At 68.1% G+C, this 17,613-nt stretch carries 17 protein-coding genes and 3 pseudogenes; 6 read left to right on the top strand and 14 right to left on the bottom strand.

The features are described from left to right. Positions 1-199: 199 nt before the first annotated feature. On the bottom strand, positions 200-673 hold the full coding sequence (locus ABZY45_RS19105; protein ID WP_356741372.1) for a MarR family transcriptional regulator: 474 nt from the start codon (positions 671-673) through the stop codon (positions 200-202). Between the two features lie 75 nt (positions 674-748). Here ABZY45_RS19105 and ABZY45_RS19100 point away from each other — a divergent pair, with 75 nt between their 5' ends. Both ABZY45_RS19100 and ABZY45_RS19095 read left to right on the top strand, forming a co-directional pair. Beyond that, entirely contained in the window at positions 749-1,123 is a 375-nt protein-coding gene (locus tag ABZY45_RS19100) for a cupin domain-containing protein (RefSeq protein ID WP_356741371.1), read from the top strand. 597 nt (positions 1,124-1,720) lie between these two features. Continuing rightward, entirely contained in the window at positions 1,721-1,939 is a 219-nt protein-coding gene (locus tag ABZY45_RS19095) for a DUF6243 family protein (protein WP_356741369.1), read from the top strand. A gap of 246 nt (positions 1,940-2,185) precedes the next feature. On the opposite strand, the gene ABZY45_RS19090 is transcribed toward ABZY45_RS19095, so the two are convergent. The 4 genes from ABZY45_RS19090 to ABZY45_RS19075 all read right to left on the bottom strand — a co-directional run bounded on the left by ABZY45_RS19090 (position 2,186) and on the right by ABZY45_RS19075 (position 5,145). Continuing rightward, positions 2,186-2,539 carry an STAS domain-containing protein gene (locus ABZY45_RS19090; RefSeq protein WP_356741367.1) on the bottom strand — a complete coding sequence of 118 codons (354 nt, stop codon included), beginning with the start codon at positions 2,537-2,539 and terminating at the stop codon, positions 2,186-2,188. 1 nt (position 2,540) lies between these two features. Beyond that, positions 2,541-3,821 (bottom strand): SpoIIE family protein phosphatase, encoded by a 1,281-nt coding sequence (locus ABZY45_RS19085; RefSeq protein ID WP_356741634.1) that lies wholly within the window; start codon positions 3,819-3,821, stop codon positions 2,541-2,543. 2 nt (positions 3,822-3,823) lie between these two features. Continuing rightward, on the bottom strand, positions 3,824-4,624 hold the full coding sequence (locus tag ABZY45_RS19080; protein ID WP_356741365.1) for an alpha/beta hydrolase: 801 nt from the start codon (positions 4,622-4,624) through the stop codon (positions 3,824-3,826). A 176-nt stretch (positions 4,625-4,800) separates the two neighbouring features. Next, the gene (locus ABZY45_RS19075; protein WP_356741363.1) at positions 4,801-5,145 is read right to left on the bottom strand and encodes a hypothetical protein; all 345 of its coding nucleotides are present in this window, start codon (positions 5,143-5,145) and stop codon (positions 4,801-4,803) included. A 541-nt stretch (positions 5,146-5,686) separates the two neighbouring features. Here ABZY45_RS19075 and ABZY45_RS19070 point away from each other — a divergent pair. After that, positions 5,687-6,226 (top strand): hypothetical protein, encoded by a 540-nt coding sequence (locus ABZY45_RS19070; RefSeq protein WP_356741361.1) that lies wholly within the window; start codon positions 5,687-5,689, stop codon positions 6,224-6,226. A gap of 196 nt (positions 6,227-6,422) precedes the next feature. Here the strand turns inward: ABZY45_RS19070 and ABZY45_RS19065 are convergent, their stop codons facing one another. From ABZY45_RS19065 to ABZY45_RS19035, 7 genes and pseudogenes are all read right to left on the bottom strand, one after another. Beyond that, on the bottom strand, positions 6,423-6,890 hold the full coding sequence (locus tag ABZY45_RS19065) for an NUDIX domain-containing protein (protein WP_356741360.1): 468 nt from the start codon (positions 6,888-6,890) through the stop codon (positions 6,423-6,425). Between the two features lie 144 nt (positions 6,891-7,034). After that, complete coding sequence (locus ABZY45_RS19060) at positions 7,035-7,643, bottom strand: dihydrofolate reductase family protein (protein WP_356741358.1); 609 nt, start codon at positions 7,641-7,643, stop codon at positions 7,035-7,037. A gap of 264 nt (positions 7,644-7,907) precedes the next feature. Beyond that, positions 7,908-8,549: a hypothetical protein gene (locus ABZY45_RS19055; protein WP_356741357.1), complete on the bottom strand. Its 642-nt coding sequence runs from the start codon at positions 8,547-8,549 to the stop codon at positions 7,908-7,910. A 384-nt stretch (positions 8,550-8,933) separates the two neighbouring features. Next, positions 8,934-9,681, bottom strand: a pseudogene (locus ABZY45_RS19050) (phosphotransferase). Between the two features lie 260 nt (positions 9,682-9,941). Then, a complete protein-coding gene (locus ABZY45_RS19045; RefSeq protein WP_356741632.1) occupies positions 9,942-10,535 on the bottom strand; it encodes an HD domain-containing protein in 594 nt (197 codons plus the stop codon). Between the two features lie 529 nt (positions 10,536-11,064). Then, on the bottom strand, positions 11,065-11,784 hold the full coding sequence (locus ABZY45_RS19040) for an alpha/beta hydrolase (protein ID WP_356741355.1): 720 nt from the start codon (positions 11,782-11,784) through the stop codon (positions 11,065-11,067). 257 nt (positions 11,785-12,041) lie between these two features. Then, positions 12,042-12,200: pseudogene (locus ABZY45_RS19035) on the bottom strand (TetR/AcrR family transcriptional regulator); the annotation flags it as partial. Between the two features lie 100 nt (positions 12,201-12,300). On the opposite strand from ABZY45_RS19035, the gene ABZY45_RS19030 reads away from it, so the two are divergent. From ABZY45_RS19030 to ABZY45_RS19020, 3 genes and pseudogenes are all read left to right on the top strand, one after another. Next, positions 12,301-13,101 carry an inositol monophosphatase family protein gene (locus tag ABZY45_RS19030; protein WP_356741354.1) on the top strand — a complete coding sequence of 267 codons (801 nt, stop codon included), beginning with the start codon at positions 12,301-12,303 and terminating at the stop codon, positions 13,099-13,101. 73 nt (positions 13,102-13,174) lie between these two features. After that, positions 13,175-13,438: pseudogene (locus ABZY45_RS19025) on the top strand (TetR/AcrR family transcriptional regulator); the annotation flags it as partial. 380 nt (positions 13,439-13,818) lie between these two features. Then, entirely contained in the window at positions 13,819-15,114 is a 1,296-nt protein-coding gene (locus ABZY45_RS19020) for a PP2C family protein-serine/threonine phosphatase (protein WP_356741630.1), read from the top strand. Between the two features lie 183 nt (positions 15,115-15,297). Here the strand turns inward: ABZY45_RS19020 and ABZY45_RS19015 are convergent, their stop codons facing one another. Continuing rightward, a complete protein-coding gene (locus tag ABZY45_RS19015) occupies positions 15,298-16,953 on the bottom strand; it encodes a catalase (protein WP_356741352.1) in 1,656 nt (551 codons plus the stop codon). Positions 16,954-17,219: 266 nt separating this feature from the next. After that, complete coding sequence (locus ABZY45_RS19010; RefSeq protein WP_356741351.1) at positions 17,220-17,348, bottom strand: LPFR motif small protein; 129 nt, start codon at positions 17,346-17,348, stop codon at positions 17,220-17,222. Positions 17,349-17,613: the final 265 nt, after the last annotated feature.

Raw genomic sequence — 17,613 nt, 5'->3', positions numbered from 1 at the left:
GAACCCCGTGGTCCGGTCGGCGAGTACGAGGAGGCAAGGAGCCCCGGGCCCGCGAACTGGACCGGGCCTACGGGAGGGGACCGGGCCTACGGGAGGGGACCGCCCGGCGTCGATGGCCCAGCCTCATCCATGGGCTCGACCCCTCCTGGCCTGGTGACGCTACGCACGGCGGTGCCCCTTCGCCACGACGCCCGCTGTTTCACCAGACCGGGCGCCATGGCGGGATCGAGTCTCCAGCCAAAGCGCGGATGACCGCAGCGAGTTCGGCTCGCGGTACCTGCCGGCCGGCCTCGTGAAGCTGCTCCGTCAACCGCGCCTCCAGCTCATGCAAGGTCCGGCCGGCCACAGTGAGGTGCTCGTGCGCCTTGTCGGTGAGGACGACGAGTTTGCGGCGGCCGCCGGCAGGGTGCGGTCGCCGCTCGACGTAACCCCGCTTCTCCAGATCGTCGATGATCTGGCCGGCAGCCTGCTTGGTGACCCCGAGCCGCTCGGCCAGCTCGCTGCTCGTCGCGCCGGAACCGCGCAGCGCCTGGAAGACCAGGCCGTGCATGGGACGCAGGTCGGCGTAGCCGGCGGCGTCGAGGCGGCTCACGAACTCGGAGAGGACGAGCTGGAAGGCCATTCCGAGCAGGAAGGTGAGTTCGGCGCGTTCGAGGGGGTCACGGTTTTCCACCGGATCATCTTGACACACCTGAATAAAGGCACTTTACTCGTCACGAGTAAAGTGCCTTTACATAGAGGGGTGTACATGTACGTCGTCAGCGAAAGCGAGCAGCGGACGACCAGGACTCCGAGCGGCTCGATGTTCGCCCTGGCTGCCCCCAGCCAGGGCAGCACCGAGATCAGCACATGGCGGGTGGAGATCGGCGCGGACTCCGCCACGCCTGTGCACGTCATCGACCGCGAACAGGTCTGGATGCCCCTGTCGGGCGAGTTCGAGATCGAGGTGGAAGGCAGGACCGGTCAGGCCAGGACCGGTCAGGCCGTCATCCTGCCCGCCGGTGCGGTACGGCGGTTGAAGGCCGTGGGCGGCCCAGCGGAGGCTCTGGTGGCCATGGCCGTGGGCGGCAAGGCGATGCTGCCGGGGAGCGAGGACAGGATCCCGCTTCCCTGGGCCGAGTGACTCCTTTCCTGTCGACGGCCCGGCCAGGCCCCCCCGGTCGTTCTGGTCGGACCGTTCGCCGCTCCGAGGCCGCGCAGCCAGTGTGTCGCCGCGCCTGGGCCGCAGAACGGGAACACGACAACGGTCAAGAGGCATCGATGCGTACCGGGCCGCCTACAAAGCCGACAGACATTGTCGAGGACGAAGGCCTGGACCGGCGCTGTGGTTCACCTTCGCCGGCTACAGCAGGCTCGGGGAGCAGGACCTTGGCTCGTACGGCGTCGTCCGGATGCTCGACGAGAAGCGCTGGGAACGAAGAAGGTCTTCTACACAATGGCAGCCAGATACAGACGCGTTTCGTCGATCAGGACCTCCAGGCCTGGCAGCGCCCTTCTCCAGACCTCGATCAAGCTCAGTGCCCGGCCACACGGCCTGGGCGGCGAGGGGCTTGGCACGCGGGGTCGGCGGAACCGGGTACCGTCAGTGTCATGTTCTTCCAGTCGCCGGTCTACGAGCGGGAGCGTGACGGGCCCCCGCGCTGACGTCCTTCGACGTCGCCGCACCCATCCCCCTACCGACGAATCCGTAGATCACTTCACATCGCCACCGGGAGAACCCATGACCGACAGCAAGAACATCAACAACCCCGTGGGCCAGGGGGGCGGCCAGCGCAAGAGGCAGTCCCGCGCCGAACGGCAGAACCACGGTCCGCACCGCAACCTCGACCGCCGGAGCGCCGCCGACCAGAAAGCAGAGCTGGTTCGCAAGATGCGCGAAAAGACAGGCGCAACTGGGACCGCCGGACAGTCGAGCGACAACAACACCGCCCAGAGCTGACGCACCGCCGCCACAAGGCGGCACCGCAGGGCACCAGGGCTCGGACCGCGCCGCGGGTCCGGGCCCTGGTGCCGTATCGGGGCTGCTGTCGTACTGAGCACAGTCAAGCCCGAGCATCCGGACGGCGAACAAACCCTCGCTCTCGCGGACGGCTGTCCGGCCAGGCCCGCCCAGGCGTCGTTTCAGCGGCTTCAGGACCGGCCCGGCCTACCCGGTCACTCCGGCTGACTGCTGCTCGGGGCAGGTTCAGCCGGCGGCGGACCTGCGGGCGGTGGCCGTGGCGGCATTCGGGTGGATGGCGAAGACCTGGTCCAGGCCGACGATGCGCAGAATGCGAGTGGTGTTGGCGGGGACCGCGGCGAGGGCTATGTGGCCGCCGTACTCGATGGTCAGGCTCCGGGCCGACAGCAGAGCGCTGATCCCGCTGGAATCGCAGAAGTCCAGACCGCCCAGATCCAGGACCAACAGCTGCCCCGAGGCAAGGCTCAGGTCCTCCACGGCTTTGCGCAGTTCGGGCGCCGTCTCGTGGTCGAGGTCACCGTTGATCTCCAGTACGGGACCGGTGACGGCTTCGCGGGTGGTGATCGTCAACGGTCTCATGTCAGACCTTCGCTCCGGGGACGGGAAGGGCGGCGGGCACGCCGAGGGCGAGTAGCGCGGTGTCGTCGTCGAGCCCGTCGCCGAAGGAGGTGAGCAGTCCACTCAGGGCGGCGATCAGAGCCTTCGGGCCCGCCGGCGGCTGGGCCGCGGTGAACGCGCGCAGGGCGTCCTCGCCGTACAGCTCGCGATCGGGTCCGGTGCGGGCTTCGGTCAGGCCGTCGGTGTAGAGGAGCAGGGTGTCTCCGGGCAGCAGCCGCGCGCGGGCGGTGGTGAACGAGGCCTGGGGCAGGACACCGACGAGCAGCCCGCCCGGAGTGGGCAGATAGTCAGCGCTGCCGTCCGCGCGCTGGATCAGCGCGGAAGGATGGCCACCGGAAGCCAGGTGCACGCCCATGTGGCCGTCGTCGGGTTCCAGGACACCGAATATGGCGGTGCAGTAGCGGGTGTCGCCGCTGGTGTACCGATCGTGCAGCACCGTGTTCAACGTGTTCAGCACGCTGACCGGGTCGGCGTCGTGCAGAGCGGCGGCGCGCAGGGTGTGGCGGGTCAGGGAGGTGACCGCGGCGGCCTGGGGGCCCTTGCCGCACACGTCGCCGAGGAAGAAAGCCCACCGGCCGCTGCCCAGGGGGAACAGGTCGTAGAAGTCGCCGCCCAGCAGATCCGGGGAGGCGGTGTGGTAGTAGGAACCGGTCTCCAGACCCGGAACCTCGGGCAGCTCGGGGGGCAGCAGGCTCTGCTGGAGGACGGCCAGCGCCTCCTGGAGCCGGATGCGGTCGGCCTCGGCCTGCCGACGTGCTTCCTCGGCCGCCTTGCGGCCGCGCAGCAGCTCGGCCTCGTACGCGCGGCGGTCACGGGCGTCGAAGACGGTGGTGCGGATCAGCATGGGCTCGCCGTCCTCGCTGGTCTTCACCTTCGAAGTGACCAGCGCCGGCATCCGCTGCTTGCCGGCGGACTTGATGTCCATGGCTATGCCGCTGACCTCACCCTTCATCTGCAACAGCGGCGCAAAGTGCGTCTCGTGATACAGCTTGCCGCCCACCGTCAGCAGATCGACGAACCGCATCCGGCCCACCACACGAGACCTCTCCAGGCCCAACCAGTCCAGCAGCGTGGTGTTGATCTTCGCGATGGTGCCGTCCATCAGAGTGGAGAGGTACCCGCACGGAGCCTGCTCGTACAGCTCCTCAGCGCTGTCCTCCAGCAGAGATGTGAACACCGCGTCCGTGGCGTCCACATCCTGCTCCTCCCCCGGCTCGGGCACCGACTGGTCGGTGCGGCACATCATCAGGCCGCTCCCATGAAGTCGGTGATCGCCCTCAGGGTGGCCTGCGGTGCGCTCAGCTGCGGGCAGTGCCCCGTCGCTTCCAGGGTGACCAGGCGGCTGCCGGGGATGGCGTCCCGGACGTAGGCACCGACCTCGCGTGGAGCGATCACGTCCTGCCTGCACTCCAGGATCAGCGTCGGCACCGTGATCGTCTTCAGATCCTGGCGGCTGTCGGACAGGAACGTCGTGCGGGCGAAGACCCGGGCCATGTCCGGGTCGGTCGCGCAGAACGAGGTCGTCAGCTCCTGGCCGAGTTCCGGCCGGTCGGCGTTGCCCATGATGACCGGGGCCATCGCCGCCGACCAGCCCAGATAGTTCGACTCCAGCGACTCCAGCAGCTCGTCGATGTCCTCGGCGCTGAATCCGCCCCGGTACCCCTCGTCGTCGATGTAGCAGGGCGAGGGCGCGACCATCACCAGCCGGGACAGACGCTGCGGCGCCTTAGCCGCCGCGAGCACTCCGACCATCGCGCTGACCGAGTGCCCCACGAACGTCACGTCCCGCAGGTCCAGTTCCTCACAGACCTCCAGCACATCCTGCGCGTAGCCCTCAAGCGAGCTGTAGCGCCGCTCGTCCCAGGCCGAAGGGTCCGCCCGGCCGGATCCCACGTAGTCGAACAGCACCACCCGGTAGCTCTCAGCCAGCGCGGGAACCACCAGGCGCCACATGTTCTGGTCGCAGCCGAACCCGTGAGCCAGCAGGAGGACCGGCCCGTCCGCGCGGCCTGTGACAGTGACGTTGTTCCTGCGACGGATATCCATACCCGCCAGTTTCCCATCCGCCGTCCCACCCCAGGCAGGGGCCCCCGCGTCAGGGCGTCCGTCCCCTGCGTAAGTCCAAGATCACTGGAAGGGCACGCAACCGCTGTATCCGTCGTCGCTCGGCCGGGGAGCCCGTCCAGCGAACGAGCGCGTTCCCCGGCCTTCGCGCGGATATGTCAGGTCAGCGGGGCGGGAGGCTGGGCGCCGTAGAAGGTGAGCGGGGGCCAGCCCTTCGACTCGGCGATCGCCGACAGCGCGTTGGCGACCTCCAGGGGGGTGATCTCCTGCGCCGAGGGAGAGCCGTTGGGCCAGTCCACCCGGACGCTGAACGTCATTTCCATCATGAGGTCCGATTCGGCCATGCTCGCGCTGGTCTCGAACTTGGTACCCGGTGAGAACACCGCCGGCGCCTGCGCCGCCTTCGTGTCATCGGCCGCGGCAGTTCCGGCCGAAGCGAAAACGGCTCCCGCCGCTGCCGTCCCCGAATACCCCAGCAGCGAACGTCTGGACATGTTCGACATGTAGCCCCCTCCTCCAGAAGAGCTCCCGCGCCTCGCGGGAGCCGAAAGCGATCTTATGAACGGCTCTTCGGCGGAGGGGCGGCTTCCGCCGAATCGAGAGGAAAGACCAGGCCACGAGTGTCGGCATACTCGGCCTCCTTCACGTGGGCCCCCTTTACGTCGACCCCCCTCACCTCGGCCCCCTCGCGTCGAAACCTGCACCCGGGGGTCCCGCTCGTTCTTCACATGGCGGCAAGCTGCTGCCTCTGCTCGTCGGTCAGGCGGCTGTGGAGCACGGTGAACTCCCAGGGTGCGCGTTCGGACGCTGGAGTCGTCTGTTTTGATCAGTCGCATGACGGAATGGTCTGAGCTCACCCATGCGTACGGCTCCGCCGAAGACGTACCAGGTCTCCTCGATGCAGCCGGGCCCGACCCGGGAGGTCCCGCGTGGAACGAGCTCTGGTCCCGCCTCTGTCACCAGGGGACGGTCTACCCCGCGAGCTACGCTGCCCTGCCCGCGCTGACCGAGAAGGCCCGCCGGCTGACGGCGACAGACCGAACGATGCCGCTGCTCCTGGCGGCTTCCATCGTCGCCGGCACCGACCGGCCCCCCGGGGTATCTGATCCCCGAGATGCCTACGCTGCGGAAATCGGGGAGCTGACGCGTCTGGTGGATGAGGCGCTGCGCCATCCGTCACTGGCCGACAGCCCGGATCGCTATGTGGGGCTGCTGGAAGCCTCGCTCGCTTTCGAGGGAGTCGAGGTGTGGGGGGAGGAGTTGCACGGCCTCAGCGGTGAGGAGTTCGAAGTCCCCTGCCCCGTGTGCGAGGCCGAGAACTTCGTGGTGTTCGGCGAGTACGGCTACTTCACCACGACCGACGGCTTCTACATGAAGGAGACCACTGGGCACCGTAGGGAGCTGCAGCCTGCAGCCCCCTCTTCCTTGGAAGGGCTGGGCAGGCGGCTCCACGCGCGTGCTCTCACCGACGGCCAGCAAAAGGTCGCGGACGCACTGACCTACCTGTTCGGCAGCGCGTACTGCGCGGAGTGCGACGCGCGGTTTCGCGTCGATCACGCCGTCGTGGCCCGCTGGACCATCTGATCCCGGGGTGCCACAGACGGAACCCCGAGGACGACGGGGCCCGAAGCGAGGAAACTGCCCGGCGTGCGGCGGGCGGCAAGAGGCGAGAAAAGTGGGTGTTCCACGGCATGGCTCGGGTGGAGCTTCGAGTACGGTCTCGATCTTCATGCCTTCCGATTTGACCCACTTCGACCGAGTGGCTCCGCCGGCCTGATACTCAGTGCTGGATCAAGCCGTCGACCGGGACAGGATCTACATGGCCGGTTGCCGGAAGGGCCTGGGCCAGAGAGAGGCCGATGTCGACCAGCGATGACCGGCGCAGGCCGACGACGTCGGAGATCCTGGTCCAGACCGACTCGGCGATTTCGCCGTTCGGTTCAGGCCGGAGTCGGCCGCCAGTGATGCGGACCCGGTAGAAGACGCCGACATTCTGGTGTTCGACTCCCGCTCGAGCCTCGGCCGCAGGGATCACTCGTGAGTCCACTCCGATCAGGCGATCCACCACCGCAGTGCAGCCTGTCTCCTCGGCGACCTCCCGGATCACCGCGTCGAACGGATCCTCCCCGTGCTCGACCCGGCCACCCGGAAGAGTCCATGTAGTTTCGCCTGCCGGTGGCACGTGACGGGCGAGCAGCACCCGCCCGTCCTCAATGCACACGGCATACGCCGCCAACCGAAAACTCATCCGCCGCACCTCCCGCCCCGGACCTTATCCAACGTCCAAGATCCGCCCATCGCTCCGCGAGTGGAGCCAGATCAACTTGTCCGGCATCGATCCCGGCCCAGTGACGTCAGCTTGGTGCGCCCACGCGGCATGCTGTCAGGGCCCCTACTGGTAGCTGTCGTACCGGGGCTTGCCTGTCGGCCGGTAGACGCCGACAACGGTGCCGCTCTTCGTCGTCGAGACACTCACCGGCTCCAGAGCGGTGGGAACCGTTCCGTCCGCGAACAGCCGTTTGCCGGTGCCGATGATCACCGGGTGGATGGTCAGCCGATACTCGTCGACCAGCTCGTGCCGCATGAGCGTCTGGGCGAGGTCGCCGCTGCCGACGACGTTGATGTCACTGCCGTCGGACGCCTTCAGCTCGCGCACGGCATCGGCGACGTCGCCCTCCAGCAGAGTGGAGTTCTCCCATTCCAAGGACGTCAGGGTCCGGGACGCCACGTACTTGCGCATGCTGTTCATCCGCTCGGTGAACGGGTTGCCGGGATCGGCGGTCGGCCAGTACGCCGCGAAGATGTCGTACGTCTTGCGGCCGAGCAGCATCGCGTCGGAGTTCTCGTACCAGCCGGCGATGGCCTCGCCGACCTGGTCGTCGGACACCGGCTTCTGCCAGCCGCCGTGCTCGAAGCCGCTCTCGGAGTCCTCGTCCGGACCACCCGGTGCCTGCATGACGCCGTCCAACGACATGAACGTACAGACGATGATCTTACGCATGGTGTGCTCCTTCGTGTCGATGGGTGGACTGTGGGACCGCTGGAAACTCATCGGTGGGACCTTGGCAGCGTGGCAGGAGTCGCCCTCCGACTCTGACCCTGCGCGGTCAACCGGCTACGCTGAACCATCCTGGCCGCACCTCGGTCGGTAGCGGCTGCAGCGACCGCACGGCGTCGGTGTTCATATGAAGCGCCCTGGTACGTCAAGCGCGCTTGAGGCCGAGGGCTCCCCCTCGCCGTGATGATCACCCCACGGGCCCTGGCGTCACCGCTTCTGCTGTCCCGGCACGAACGGGCCGGTCGCGGGAGCCACGCACATGTCCACGACCGTCCTGGTGCCGGCCGCGGCGCCGACCACGCAGAGCCGACCGCCGCGGTCGCGCAGGTCGAGTGAGAACCGCGTGGTCGTACCCGACTGCCGGTGCCCGTGGATGCGCTCGTCGATGTAACCGAGATTGTTCAGAACGGTTCTGACGTCGGAGGGCGTGGGATTCTTCAGATCCCAGAGGGCTTGGGAGACGCGCTCCTCGTGAAGGTGCCCCATGCACCAGTCCCGGGCGTTCAGCTCGACCTCCGGACCGGCCGTAGGGGCGATCGGCTCGACCGCCCCGCTCGGCAGCGCCTCGTCCGCACCGGGCGGCAGGGCGTTCGCAGGCCCGGACGGGGGCGCCTGCGGCGGCCCGTCGGCGGGGCAGGACTCCGCGACCTCGTCGAGCATCTTCGAGAAGGCCGTACCGGGCCGGTCATCGGCGCCCCCTGCGGGGCTGCTCAGGCCGGCGTCCGTGCCGACGCTCTCGGTGCCGCAGGCGGAGAGTGCCACGGTGGCGACAATCGCCGTCACGAGTGTGATGCGCGAGCGGCGCAGGATGGGGGCGACCGTGTCGGCCGACTCGGAAGATCGTCTCATGCGCCCAGTATTCGAACGGCGCAGGACGCCGACATGAGCATGCCTACTCAGGTGAGTAGGAGTAGTCACTCGGCCTGAGCCCGGTCGATCAGACTCAGCGGCGTTCATCATGGCCGGGGAACCCGCTGATCGTTCATCGTCCTGGTGACCCCGGCCCGCAGACGTGACAGAGCGCCGGCGCACCACGTCGGCGCAGCGACGTCTCGCGCATGTGGCGTGGCCAGGGCGGCTACACCTTGCGCGTCAGCACCGCCCCCGGTGGCGACTCGCCCGCTGCTCGCGCCTCGACGGCGGTCGGTTCTCCCCCGTGCTCCCGGCCCGGCGCAAGGCTCGCTCCAGCAGCGCGTGCGCCCTGAGGCCGGCAGCAGCCCGGCCCGCGCAGCCTCACATCCGGGATCTCAGCACATCGACCTCACAGCCCGGCAGGAACGGGTCGAATCCGTGCTCGACCAGCCATCGGATCCCCAGCAGGCTTCGCAGCGACCACCACGCGCGGATCACGTCGAGGTCGACGTCGGTGCCGTAACCGGCGATGACGTCGCCGAGGTGCTCCTCGTGCCCGAGCGTCAAGGTGGCGAGGTCGAACATGGCATCGCCCCGGCCGGCCTCGGACCAGTCGATGATGCCGGTGACCTCGTCGCCGTCGACGAAGACGTGGTCGATCTGCAGGTCGCCGTGCGTGAACACCGCAGCCCACGGCCGGATCGCGGCCTCGGCGACCTGGCGATTGCGGTTGACCAGGTCGGCGGGCAGGACAGCGTTCGTCACGAGCGACTCGCACTCGGCGTCGAGTTCCGCCGCCAGTTCGTCGGGCCCTCGGGCGCCGCCGGCCGGGCCAGGGCGGCAACGGCGCCTCGTGCACCTGGCGGATGGCGGCACCCGCCGCGACCCACGCTGCCGACGACGCGGTCGACGGCTCGCCGAGACGGCCGAGCGCCTTCCCCGGGACAGCGGCGAGTGCGAGCACCGCCGGCCTGCGCCACAGCACCTGTGGAGTACGGACCGGCGCCGTGGCCATCGCCTCGACCTCGACGTCGATGCGCGCCTGATCGGCGTCCACTTTCAAGAACACGTCCCCGACGCGAAGGGTGGCGCGCTCCGAATGGGCGACGACGACCTTGACCTCATCCATGGACGACCAGTTTCCCGGGGCTCATCGCCGATGTCGCCGCAATTGACGTCCGGTACTTGCTCCGCGGATCCAGGCGGCGGAGCTACGCGGCAGTCCCGTGCCGGACGGCGGTGCTGCATCGATTGGCCGGAGGGCCGCTCGGTCTCCCCCGTCGTTCGGCAGCGGATCTAATTCCGTACCACGCGGTCGGGGTCATCGTGGGTGCGGGCGGTGATCCGCGCCCCGGGGGCATCCTCTTCGGGGCCCTCCGCCCCAGGGCCTCAGTTGTGGATCGGGAAAGATGCCTGGAACGCCAGGCGCTCGTCGGCCACGTCGCCGATGCGAGCGAGAATCTCGTCCAGCGCGATGAACTCCTCCCATGCTGCCCGACCCGTGACCCGGGCCAACTGGGCCACGACGAGATCTTCCAGCTCGGGGACACGCTTGTTCTTCCAGATCTTGTCGGCGAGGCTGACCAGCAGGTCCTCGAAGCCGACCCCCGCCTCCGCCCATGACGCGTGGGTCGCGGCGAAGCGCGCCAACTCCGGGCTGATGCCGTGGCTGAGCAGGAGGGCTTGCCCCGCCTCTTCGTGCGCCGATCCGGGCCTGGACAGCTCCTCGAGGTGAACCGTCTTTCCTATGTCGTGCGTGGCGGCCCCGAAGAGCACTGCCTCGCGGTCGAAGATCACGGCGGGGCAGCACTGTTGCATCCAGTCCACCAGCTGGCGCGCGACGTCATGGACAGCGCGCAGGTGAGCTGCCAGTCGTGGCGGACTTCCCAGCTCCGACAGAAGTCCTGCGACACGCTCCGGCAGAGGAGACAGGGGCAGGTCGACAGTGCCGCTCATTGCTCTCGGCAAGAGCGTATTGGCCATCACCGCTTCAGGGTACTGACAGTGGCCTCCTCCCACGGCCACAACGGGGTGCCCGCAGCGAAAGCGCGTCCCGCGCCGCACAGGTGGGGTCCGCCTCCGCGTTCGCATTCGCCGGCGCGTTCGAGCCGCACGCTGAGGACGGTTCGCCGCTGGCGTGGCGGAGCGCCTGGCGAACCTGCGCGAGAACGAGGCGACTCTCACCACGGTCCAGGGCACCCCGGGCCAGGTGGATGGCGTGGAGGAAGATCGGGGCCATCGGCCCGCAAGCGGGGGCCGTCGTCCGGGATGTGAGGCTGTCGGCCAGGTGAGTCCACTGCCGTGGGGCAGAAGCGCCACGCCGCCCACGGTGAACACAGTGCATCGCCTACCGACGTCGCGGGTCCTTGCCGGGTGGGCAGGGACCCGCGACATGAAACGGAGGCGAGCCGGGGCCTGCCCCCTACGATCAGCGCCCTGGCCGACACCGCTCATGGTGTGATGCCGGTCGCAGAACCGGACTCACTTCAGGTCCCAGTACACAGAACCGGACTCACCTCAGGTGGCGGTCATAGAAGCGGCCTCCGTCCTCCACCTCGAACCAAGGGGTCCCCACGTGCCCGCCCATGTTGGCGTGCAGTGTCTTCTCCCTGCTGCCGAAGGCGTCGAAGAGTTCCAACGCCCGCTGCCGGGGGTTCCCTTCGTCGTCCCACTGCAGCAGGAACAGAAGCGGAATCGTGATCTGCCGGGCCTCCTCGCGCTGCGCGCGAGGCACATAGCCCCCGGCGAAGAAGCCGGCCGCCGCAATGCGCGGCTCCACCACCGCCAAACGAATGCCGACGGCAGTCCACCCCGAGAACCCGACCGGACCGCCGATCTCGGGCAACGACAGGAGCGTGTCCAGGGTGGTCTGCCATTCCGGGACCGCATTTTCTACCAGCGGGCCGATGAGGGACTCGAAGAGCTCGTCGACCGGCTCGCCGGCCTGCATCACCCGGCGGAGGTCGGCGCGTGCCTGCTCGTCCGCGACGGAACGGGGCCGGTCACCGCACCCACGGGCGTCGATGGTGGCCACCGCGTAGCCGTACGCCGCCGTGTGCCGGGCCCGGGCCACCAATCGGGATGCCCCTTTGGGCAGGCCGTTGTTGTGGGCCATCAGGATCAGCGGAGCCGGTGCGGATGCAGGCGTCCACAGGGTGCCGGGGATCTCGCCGATGGTGAATTCGCGTTCGAGGATGCCGTCGTCGAGGCGCTGCTCGGATGTGATCTGCATGGTCGTGCCCTTCGGGAGTGCTCTGAAAAACGGCGCTCCCGGACGACCTATCGCCCGACCGTGACTCCGGAGGAGAGCACCCATGTCGATACTGCGTTCACGGGTACCACGTCCTCGTTCTCTCGCACGGCCTCCGGAAACGTAGCAGCGGCCACCGTGGTCCGCCAATCAGTTTCGTGGACTGGGCTCCGTGCCCGGATGCCTCGGTGCCCGGTCACCCCCCGTGGACAGTTGCTCGCGCGCTCATCGCGGCTTCCCGAGGCCGGAACCGGGGGGCCGGGGTCGCGGTCCGCGTGGAGGAGGCGCCCTCCCCCGACCCGGGAGGGGGTGAGTGAGTCGATGTCGGCGTCGGCCGCGATACGGCCCGGTTCACGCTCGTCGGCCAGGTACGCGGAGAGCGCGGTCGTGGCTTCGGCTGCGTCCCTGCGGTGGTCCACCCACACACCGAGGTGTACCTGGCGCGCTGACCTGGAAGGTTCGCCGGGGCGGCAGCTTCGCCTCGATAGTCTGCACGGCGTGATCAACTCATACGCGAGTCCCGACGACGCTGCAGTCGCGATAGCCGGGGCGCGGGCCGGCGCGGACGTGGTCCGCAACATGTACGGCCGGCGGCTCAACCGCATCGACAAGGGTGCCGGGGACTTTGCCACTGCCGCCGATGTGGAAGCCGAGAAGGCGATCCTTGGCGTCATCCGTGCCGCACGGCCCGATGACGCGGTGCTAGGCGAGGAAGGCGGGCAGCAGGGCGCCGCCGTCGCCGTGCGCCAGTGGTTGGTGGATCCTCTGTGTGGCACGCTCAACTACGCCGTCGGCAACATGCTGGTGGCCGTCAATGTGGCGCTGTGCGATGGGGCGGCGGCGGTGGCCGACCCGTTCAGCGGCGAGATTTTCTTCACCGACGGGGAGACCGCCTGGGTGCGGCATGACGGGGCCGACGACGCACTGCTGACGCCCTCGCCCGCCAGCCGATTGGTGGACGTCAACCTGGATCCGCCGTTCCCGAGCGCGCCCGGATTCCGGGCCGTGGCTCTGCTGGCCCACCCTGAATTCGCCGAACGTTTCCGGCCTCGGGTCGTGTCCACGACCCTGGCGCTTGCCTGGGTCGCTGCCGGCAAGCGCGCCGCGTATGTCACCGATGGCGGCGACCTCTCCATGAGCGTGCACTTCGCGGCCGGCATTGCTTTGTGCCGGGCTGCTGGCTGCGTTGTCACCGGGCTCGACGGTGCCCAGATCGGTGAGGCAGGACGTGGGCTCGTGGTCGCCGCCGACGACGAGACCCATGGGCGGCTGTTGTCGATGATGCGCAGCCGAAGGTAGTGCTGTGACCGCATGGCTTTCGGCGAGCTGGATCCGGCTGCGACTGTGAGGGGCCTGCAGCCCGGCGGATGCCCTTCTCGCTGCGGCGACGCGCGTCCCCTGGCTGGCGGCACCGCTCGACGCCTTCGCTGCCGCCGACTTCGTGTACTTCGGACAAGCGCAGCGCAGCGCAGGGCTGCCCGTGAGCCGGCAGCGGGCTGCCGCCGTCACTCTGGCGCTTCACGCCGCACTCCCCCACCTGGTGGCCGACGCACCGGCCACGCGGGCGGCAGCCGGGCTCGACGACATCGCCGGGTTCGTCGGCGACCTCCTGGTCACGGTGTACGGGGAAGCGTGAGATCGCCCGCCCCCTCCACGCCCTCGAACGCCCCTGCCGCACGACCGGGTATTGATGTTCGCCGGGTGCGGTCCCGCCCCGCTCCCGAGGCTGGGCCGATGTCGACTTGGAGAGAATTGTCGCGACGGGTGATGCCCCCCCTCGACAGCATTGTGCTTCTGGACCGTTACCGTATTCCTTTTCGGCACCCGTCCGGCTTCACGCAGCGATGTTTCGAGTTCCGTGGTTTCGGTCGTTGTGGTCCTCTGTAGCCCTTCTCGCAGTCCTGCGAGAAGGGATATGCGTTTCTTTCGCAACCCGGCACGGGCCCACCGTTACTGTTGAGCCGTAGCGCAGTTCTCTCGGCCACAGGGAAGGTGTCGTTGGTGAACGGCGCGGAAATGGCGCGCAAACGCGTGCTGGGAGATCTGATCGCTGCCAGTCACCTGATGACTTTGGAGCAGTTGCCCGGCACGTTGGCGTCGTACGCTGCTCGGGCAGGCTGGCCACACGTGCTCATCTATCTGGCCGACCTGCAGCAGGAACGGCTTTACCTGCTGGCCGGAAATGTCGACGTCAGTCGCTTCGGCGACGCTGCACCCACCGAGTTGGCCATTGAGGGAACCGTGCCCGGACGGGCCTTCCAACTGGGAATGATCTCTCCGGCCTCCGCAGCGACGACGGGCCAGTGGTGGGTCCCGCTGCTGGACGGCGCCGAGCGCCTGGGTGTCCTTCGCGTGGGTGTCGAGGGCTCCGGGGTGGAGGTGGACGAGGACCTGAACCAGCTCGCCGGCCTCGTCGCGCTTCTTCTGGAAAGCAAGCGAGGGACGAGCGATTCTTATTCCCGTCTTGTCCGGCGCCGCAAGATGAATGTGGCGGCCGAGATGGAGTGGCACCTCATGCCGCCCCGGACTTTCGCTACGGATCGCGTTCTGATCAGCGCTGTCATGGAGCCGGCCTATCAGGTCAGTGGTGATGCCTTCGACTACGCCCTGGCGGGAGAAGTCATGCATCTTTCCGTATTCGACGCCATGGGGCACGACACAGCCGCCGGGTTGACGGCGAATCTGGCGCTGGCCGCTGCTCGCAACTTCCGGCGTCAGGGTGCCGACCTCCTGCAGACCGCAGAGGGAGCCTCGAAGACTCTGGACGAGCAGTTCGCGGGAACCCGCTACGCCACGGGCATCCTGGCCGATCTTCACCTGGCGACAGGCGTCCTGACCTGGACGACCTACGGTCACCACCCCCCGGTGGTCATTCGTGGAAACCGGACAGTCGTGCACCTCTCGTGCCCGCCCGCTCCCCCCATGGGGTCCGGGCTGGATGTGCCCGGCGCTCTGGCCCACGACCAGCTCGAACCGGGCGACCGCCTGCTGCTCTACACCGACGGCATCACCGAAGCGCGCAACGGCACGGGGCAGGAGTTCGGCCTCGACGGTCTGACCGACTTCCTCATCCGCCACCACACCGACGGCCTGCCCGTCCCGGAGACCTTGCGCCGGCTGATCAGCCACCACCTGGAACATCACCACGGCCGTCTCGAGGATGACGCCACCGTGCTCCTCCTGGAGTGGCACGGCCCGACTCCATACCAGCCCACGCAGTTGCAGGCGTTGATGGGGCTGCCCCCCACCATCGCACCGGAGACCATCGCCTCAGCATGGCGGCAACAGCCGACGGACGGTGACCCCGTCTGACCGCGGACATCCGCCGCGGCACAGGGGGCGTTCACTGCCGCACCGCGACACAGAGGGCGCCTCACTGCATCCAGGAGGCGCCCTCTGTGCCTTCCCCGGTGCCGTCTCATCGAGCGGCGATCCGTGCCGCGCGGCAGGGAAGCCGCACCGGCCGCACGGGGAGTTCCCGCGCGAAGGACAGGCTCAGCGGGTGACGACGTGGCGCTCGTTCGGGACGCAGTGGGTCATCGTGAGCCCGGTGACGTCCCGGGGCGGGTTCTCCCCGAGGCGGGCGAGCCGCTTGCTCTCCTCGTCGCTGAGGTTCTGGGTGGCGAGTGGCGGCAGGTGCTTGACGTCTCCGGGGGCGATGCCCAGGCCCTCTCCCACGCGCAGGCCCAGGTCGGTCTCCGCCATCAGGCAGTGCCACACCATACGTTCCTGGACCGGGCGGGTGCACTGCGCGAAGAGGTCGGTGAAGTTCTTGACCAGGTCGTCACGCTCCCACTGCTCCATCAGCTGATAGCGCTGGCCGGCCTGCAGGTAGTCGTTCGTACGCGGAAGTCTCGCGCGGGTGAGGCGCCCGTGGATCGTCGGCCCCTGTTCGTCGTGCGTCGGATACTCGCTCTCCTGGAGGCCTCCGGTGATCGACGGTTCGTAGTTGACCTCGGGGTTCTCACCGCCATGGCCGTTGTCGTAGGCCATCTGACCGTCCCGCTGGTTCGTGGCGACCCGGGCGTGCTTGGCCTGGTTGACCGGAAGCTGCAGGTAGTTCGGCCCCACTCGGTACCGCTGGGTGTCGCTGTACGAGAAGGTCCTGCCGACCAGCATCTTGTCGTCGGAGAAGTCGAGCCCGTCGACCAGGACACCGGTCCCGAATGACGCCTGCTCGTTCTCGGCGAAGTAGTTGTCCGGGACCCGGTTCAGGACCATGCGTCCTACCGCACGCGGCGGGAAGTCCTGTTCGGGCCAGGTCTTCGTGTCGTCCAGCGGGTCGAAGTCGAGCTCCGGGTGTTCGTCGTCGGACATCATCTGGACGACCAGTTCCCACTCGGGGAAGTCGCCCCGCCCGATCGCCTCGTACAAGTCCTTGGTCGCGTGCCCGAGGTCGGCGGCCTGGACGTTCGCGGCGTCCTCCTCGGTCATGCTCCGCACGCCTTGCTTCGGCATCCAGTGGTACTTGACCAGCACGGTGTCACCGTCGCTGTTCACCCACTTGTACGTGTTGACTCCGAAGCCCTGCATATGGCGATAGTCGGAGGGGATTCCGCGCGGGCTGAACAGGTTCACGAGCATGTGCATGCTCTCGGGGGTCTGCGACATGAAGTCGAAGATCCGCGCCGGCTTCTGCTCATGGCTGACCGGATCGGGCTTGAGCGCATGGATCACGTCGGGGAACTTGATGGCGTCCCTGATGAAGAAGACGCCGAGGTTGTTGCCGACGAGATCCCAGTTACCGTCCTCGGTGTAGAACTTCACCGCGAACCCTCGCGGGTCCCGGGCGGCCTCGGAGGAGTCCCTGCCACCGATGACGGTGGAGAAGCGCACCGCCACGTCCGTACGTTTGCCCGCTTCGAACAGCTTGGCACGGGTGTACTTGCGGATCGGCTCGTCGCCCCACTTGCCGTACGCCTCGAAATAGCCGTACGTGGTCACTCCACGTGCGTGAACGACACGCTCCGGAATGCGCTCCCGGTCGAAGTGGCTGATCTTCTCCAGAAAGTGGTAGTTCTCCAGGGTCGCGGGGCCGCGTGCGCCGACCGTGCGCTGATTCTGGTTGTCGTAGACCCGGTGTCCCTGCCGGTTGGTCAGCACCGGGCGCCTTCCGTCTTCGCCGGGCTTCCCACTCTCGGTATCGGTCATGGCCTGTACTCCCTCTCCGTGCGGTCGGTGTCGACCGACTGTTCCCACCTGGAGCGGGACGGAGAGGAAATACGAGCGGATGTCCGCCATCTGCCGCCGATATGGAGCCGACTGGCCGTCAGGCAAGGCGGTCGTTCATTCGCCTGATACCTGTGGCCGGCCCATGAAGGAGCATGTCGGCGCCCCGGTCAGAACGAAGACGATCCCGTACCGGGGCGCGCGTACATGCGTTCCGAAAACCGGGTGCCGACCTCTCCGGCGGCAGGTCAGTGGTGGCCGTGCGCGGTGTCGGAGGCTCCGCTGAAGAGGCGGGCCACGGCGCGGAAGGGAAGAGTCACAACGGTTGCGATGGCCCCGCCGATGGAGCGAAGAACGTCAGCGACTGCCTTGAACACGGGATTCCTCCTTTTTGGTGTCTCGACCTCTGCGGTGCCGAGATCAGGTTCATCCGGCTCGTACCCCCATGCGATTCGAGGAAACCCGGCGTTTGCGCGTAGCTGCCTGGCACCGGGGACCGATGAATCTCCCTGCCCCACCGCAAGGCGCATGCATCGCTTTACCGACGGAGAAATGCGGTTGCTGCCGGCCCCTCCCCTCACCGGCGCGCAACTGCCGGAGCTCAGGTATTCCGGTTCTTTCCCTGCGGAGAGAATGCGGCCA

This window comes from Streptomyces sp. NPDC006516 (genome assembly GCF_040611875.1).
Taxonomy (GTDB): domain Bacteria; phylum Actinomycetota; class Actinomycetes; order Streptomycetales; family Streptomycetaceae; genus Streptomyces.
The sequence above is the reverse complement of the archived record's forward strand: the minus strand, read 5'-3'. Positions and strand labels throughout refer to the sequence as shown.

Excerpts from the sequence above, each read along its gene's own strand:
- ABZY45_RS19100 (WP_356741371.1), top strand. The coding sequence starts at position 749 with ATGTACGTCGTCAGCGAAAGCGAGCAGCGGACGACCAGGACTCCGAGC.
- ABZY45_RS19095 (WP_356741369.1), top strand. The coding sequence starts at position 1,721 with ATGACCGACAGCAAGAACATCAACAACCCCGTGGGCCAGGGGGGCGGC.
- ABZY45_RS19090 (WP_356741367.1), bottom strand. The coding sequence starts at position 2,539 with ATGAGACCGTTGACGATCACCACCCGCGAAGCCGTCACCGGTCCCGTA.
- ABZY45_RS19085 (WP_356741634.1), bottom strand. The coding sequence starts at position 3,821 with ATGTGCCGCACCGACCAGTCGGTGCCCGAGCCGGGGGAGGAGCAGGAT.
- ABZY45_RS19080 (WP_356741365.1), bottom strand. The coding sequence starts at position 4,624 with ATGGATATCCGTCGCAGGAACAACGTCACTGTCACAGGCCGCGCGGAC.
- ABZY45_RS19075 (WP_356741363.1), bottom strand. The coding sequence starts at position 5,145 with ATGTCGAACATGTCCAGACGTTCGCTGCTGGGGTATTCGGGGACGGCA.
- ABZY45_RS19070 (WP_356741361.1), top strand. The coding sequence starts at position 5,687 with ATGCCGCTGCTCCTGGCGGCTTCCATCGTCGCCGGCACCGACCGGCCC.
- ABZY45_RS19065 (WP_356741360.1), bottom strand. The coding sequence starts at position 6,890 with ATGAGTTTTCGGTTGGCGGCGTATGCCGTGTGCATTGAGGACGGGCGG.
- ABZY45_RS19060 (WP_356741358.1), bottom strand. The coding sequence starts at position 7,643 with ATGCGTAAGATCATCGTCTGTACGTTCATGTCGTTGGACGGCGTCATG.
- ABZY45_RS19055 (WP_356741357.1), bottom strand. The coding sequence starts at position 8,549 with ATGAGACGATCTTCCGAGTCGGCCGACACGGTCGCCCCCATCCTGCGC.
- ABZY45_RS19045 (WP_356741632.1), bottom strand. The coding sequence starts at position 10,535 with ATGGCCAATACGCTCTTGCCGAGAGCAATGAGCGGCACTGTCGACCTG.
- ABZY45_RS19040 (WP_356741355.1), bottom strand. The coding sequence starts at position 11,784 with ATGCAGATCACATCCGAGCAGCGCCTCGACGACGGCATCCTCGAACGC.
- ABZY45_RS19020 (WP_356741630.1), top strand. The coding sequence starts at position 13,819 with ATGGCGCGCAAACGCGTGCTGGGAGATCTGATCGCTGCCAGTCACCTG.
- ABZY45_RS19015 (WP_356741352.1), bottom strand. The coding sequence starts at position 16,953 with ATGACCGATACCGAGAGTGGGAAGCCCGGCGAAGACGGAAGGCGCCCG.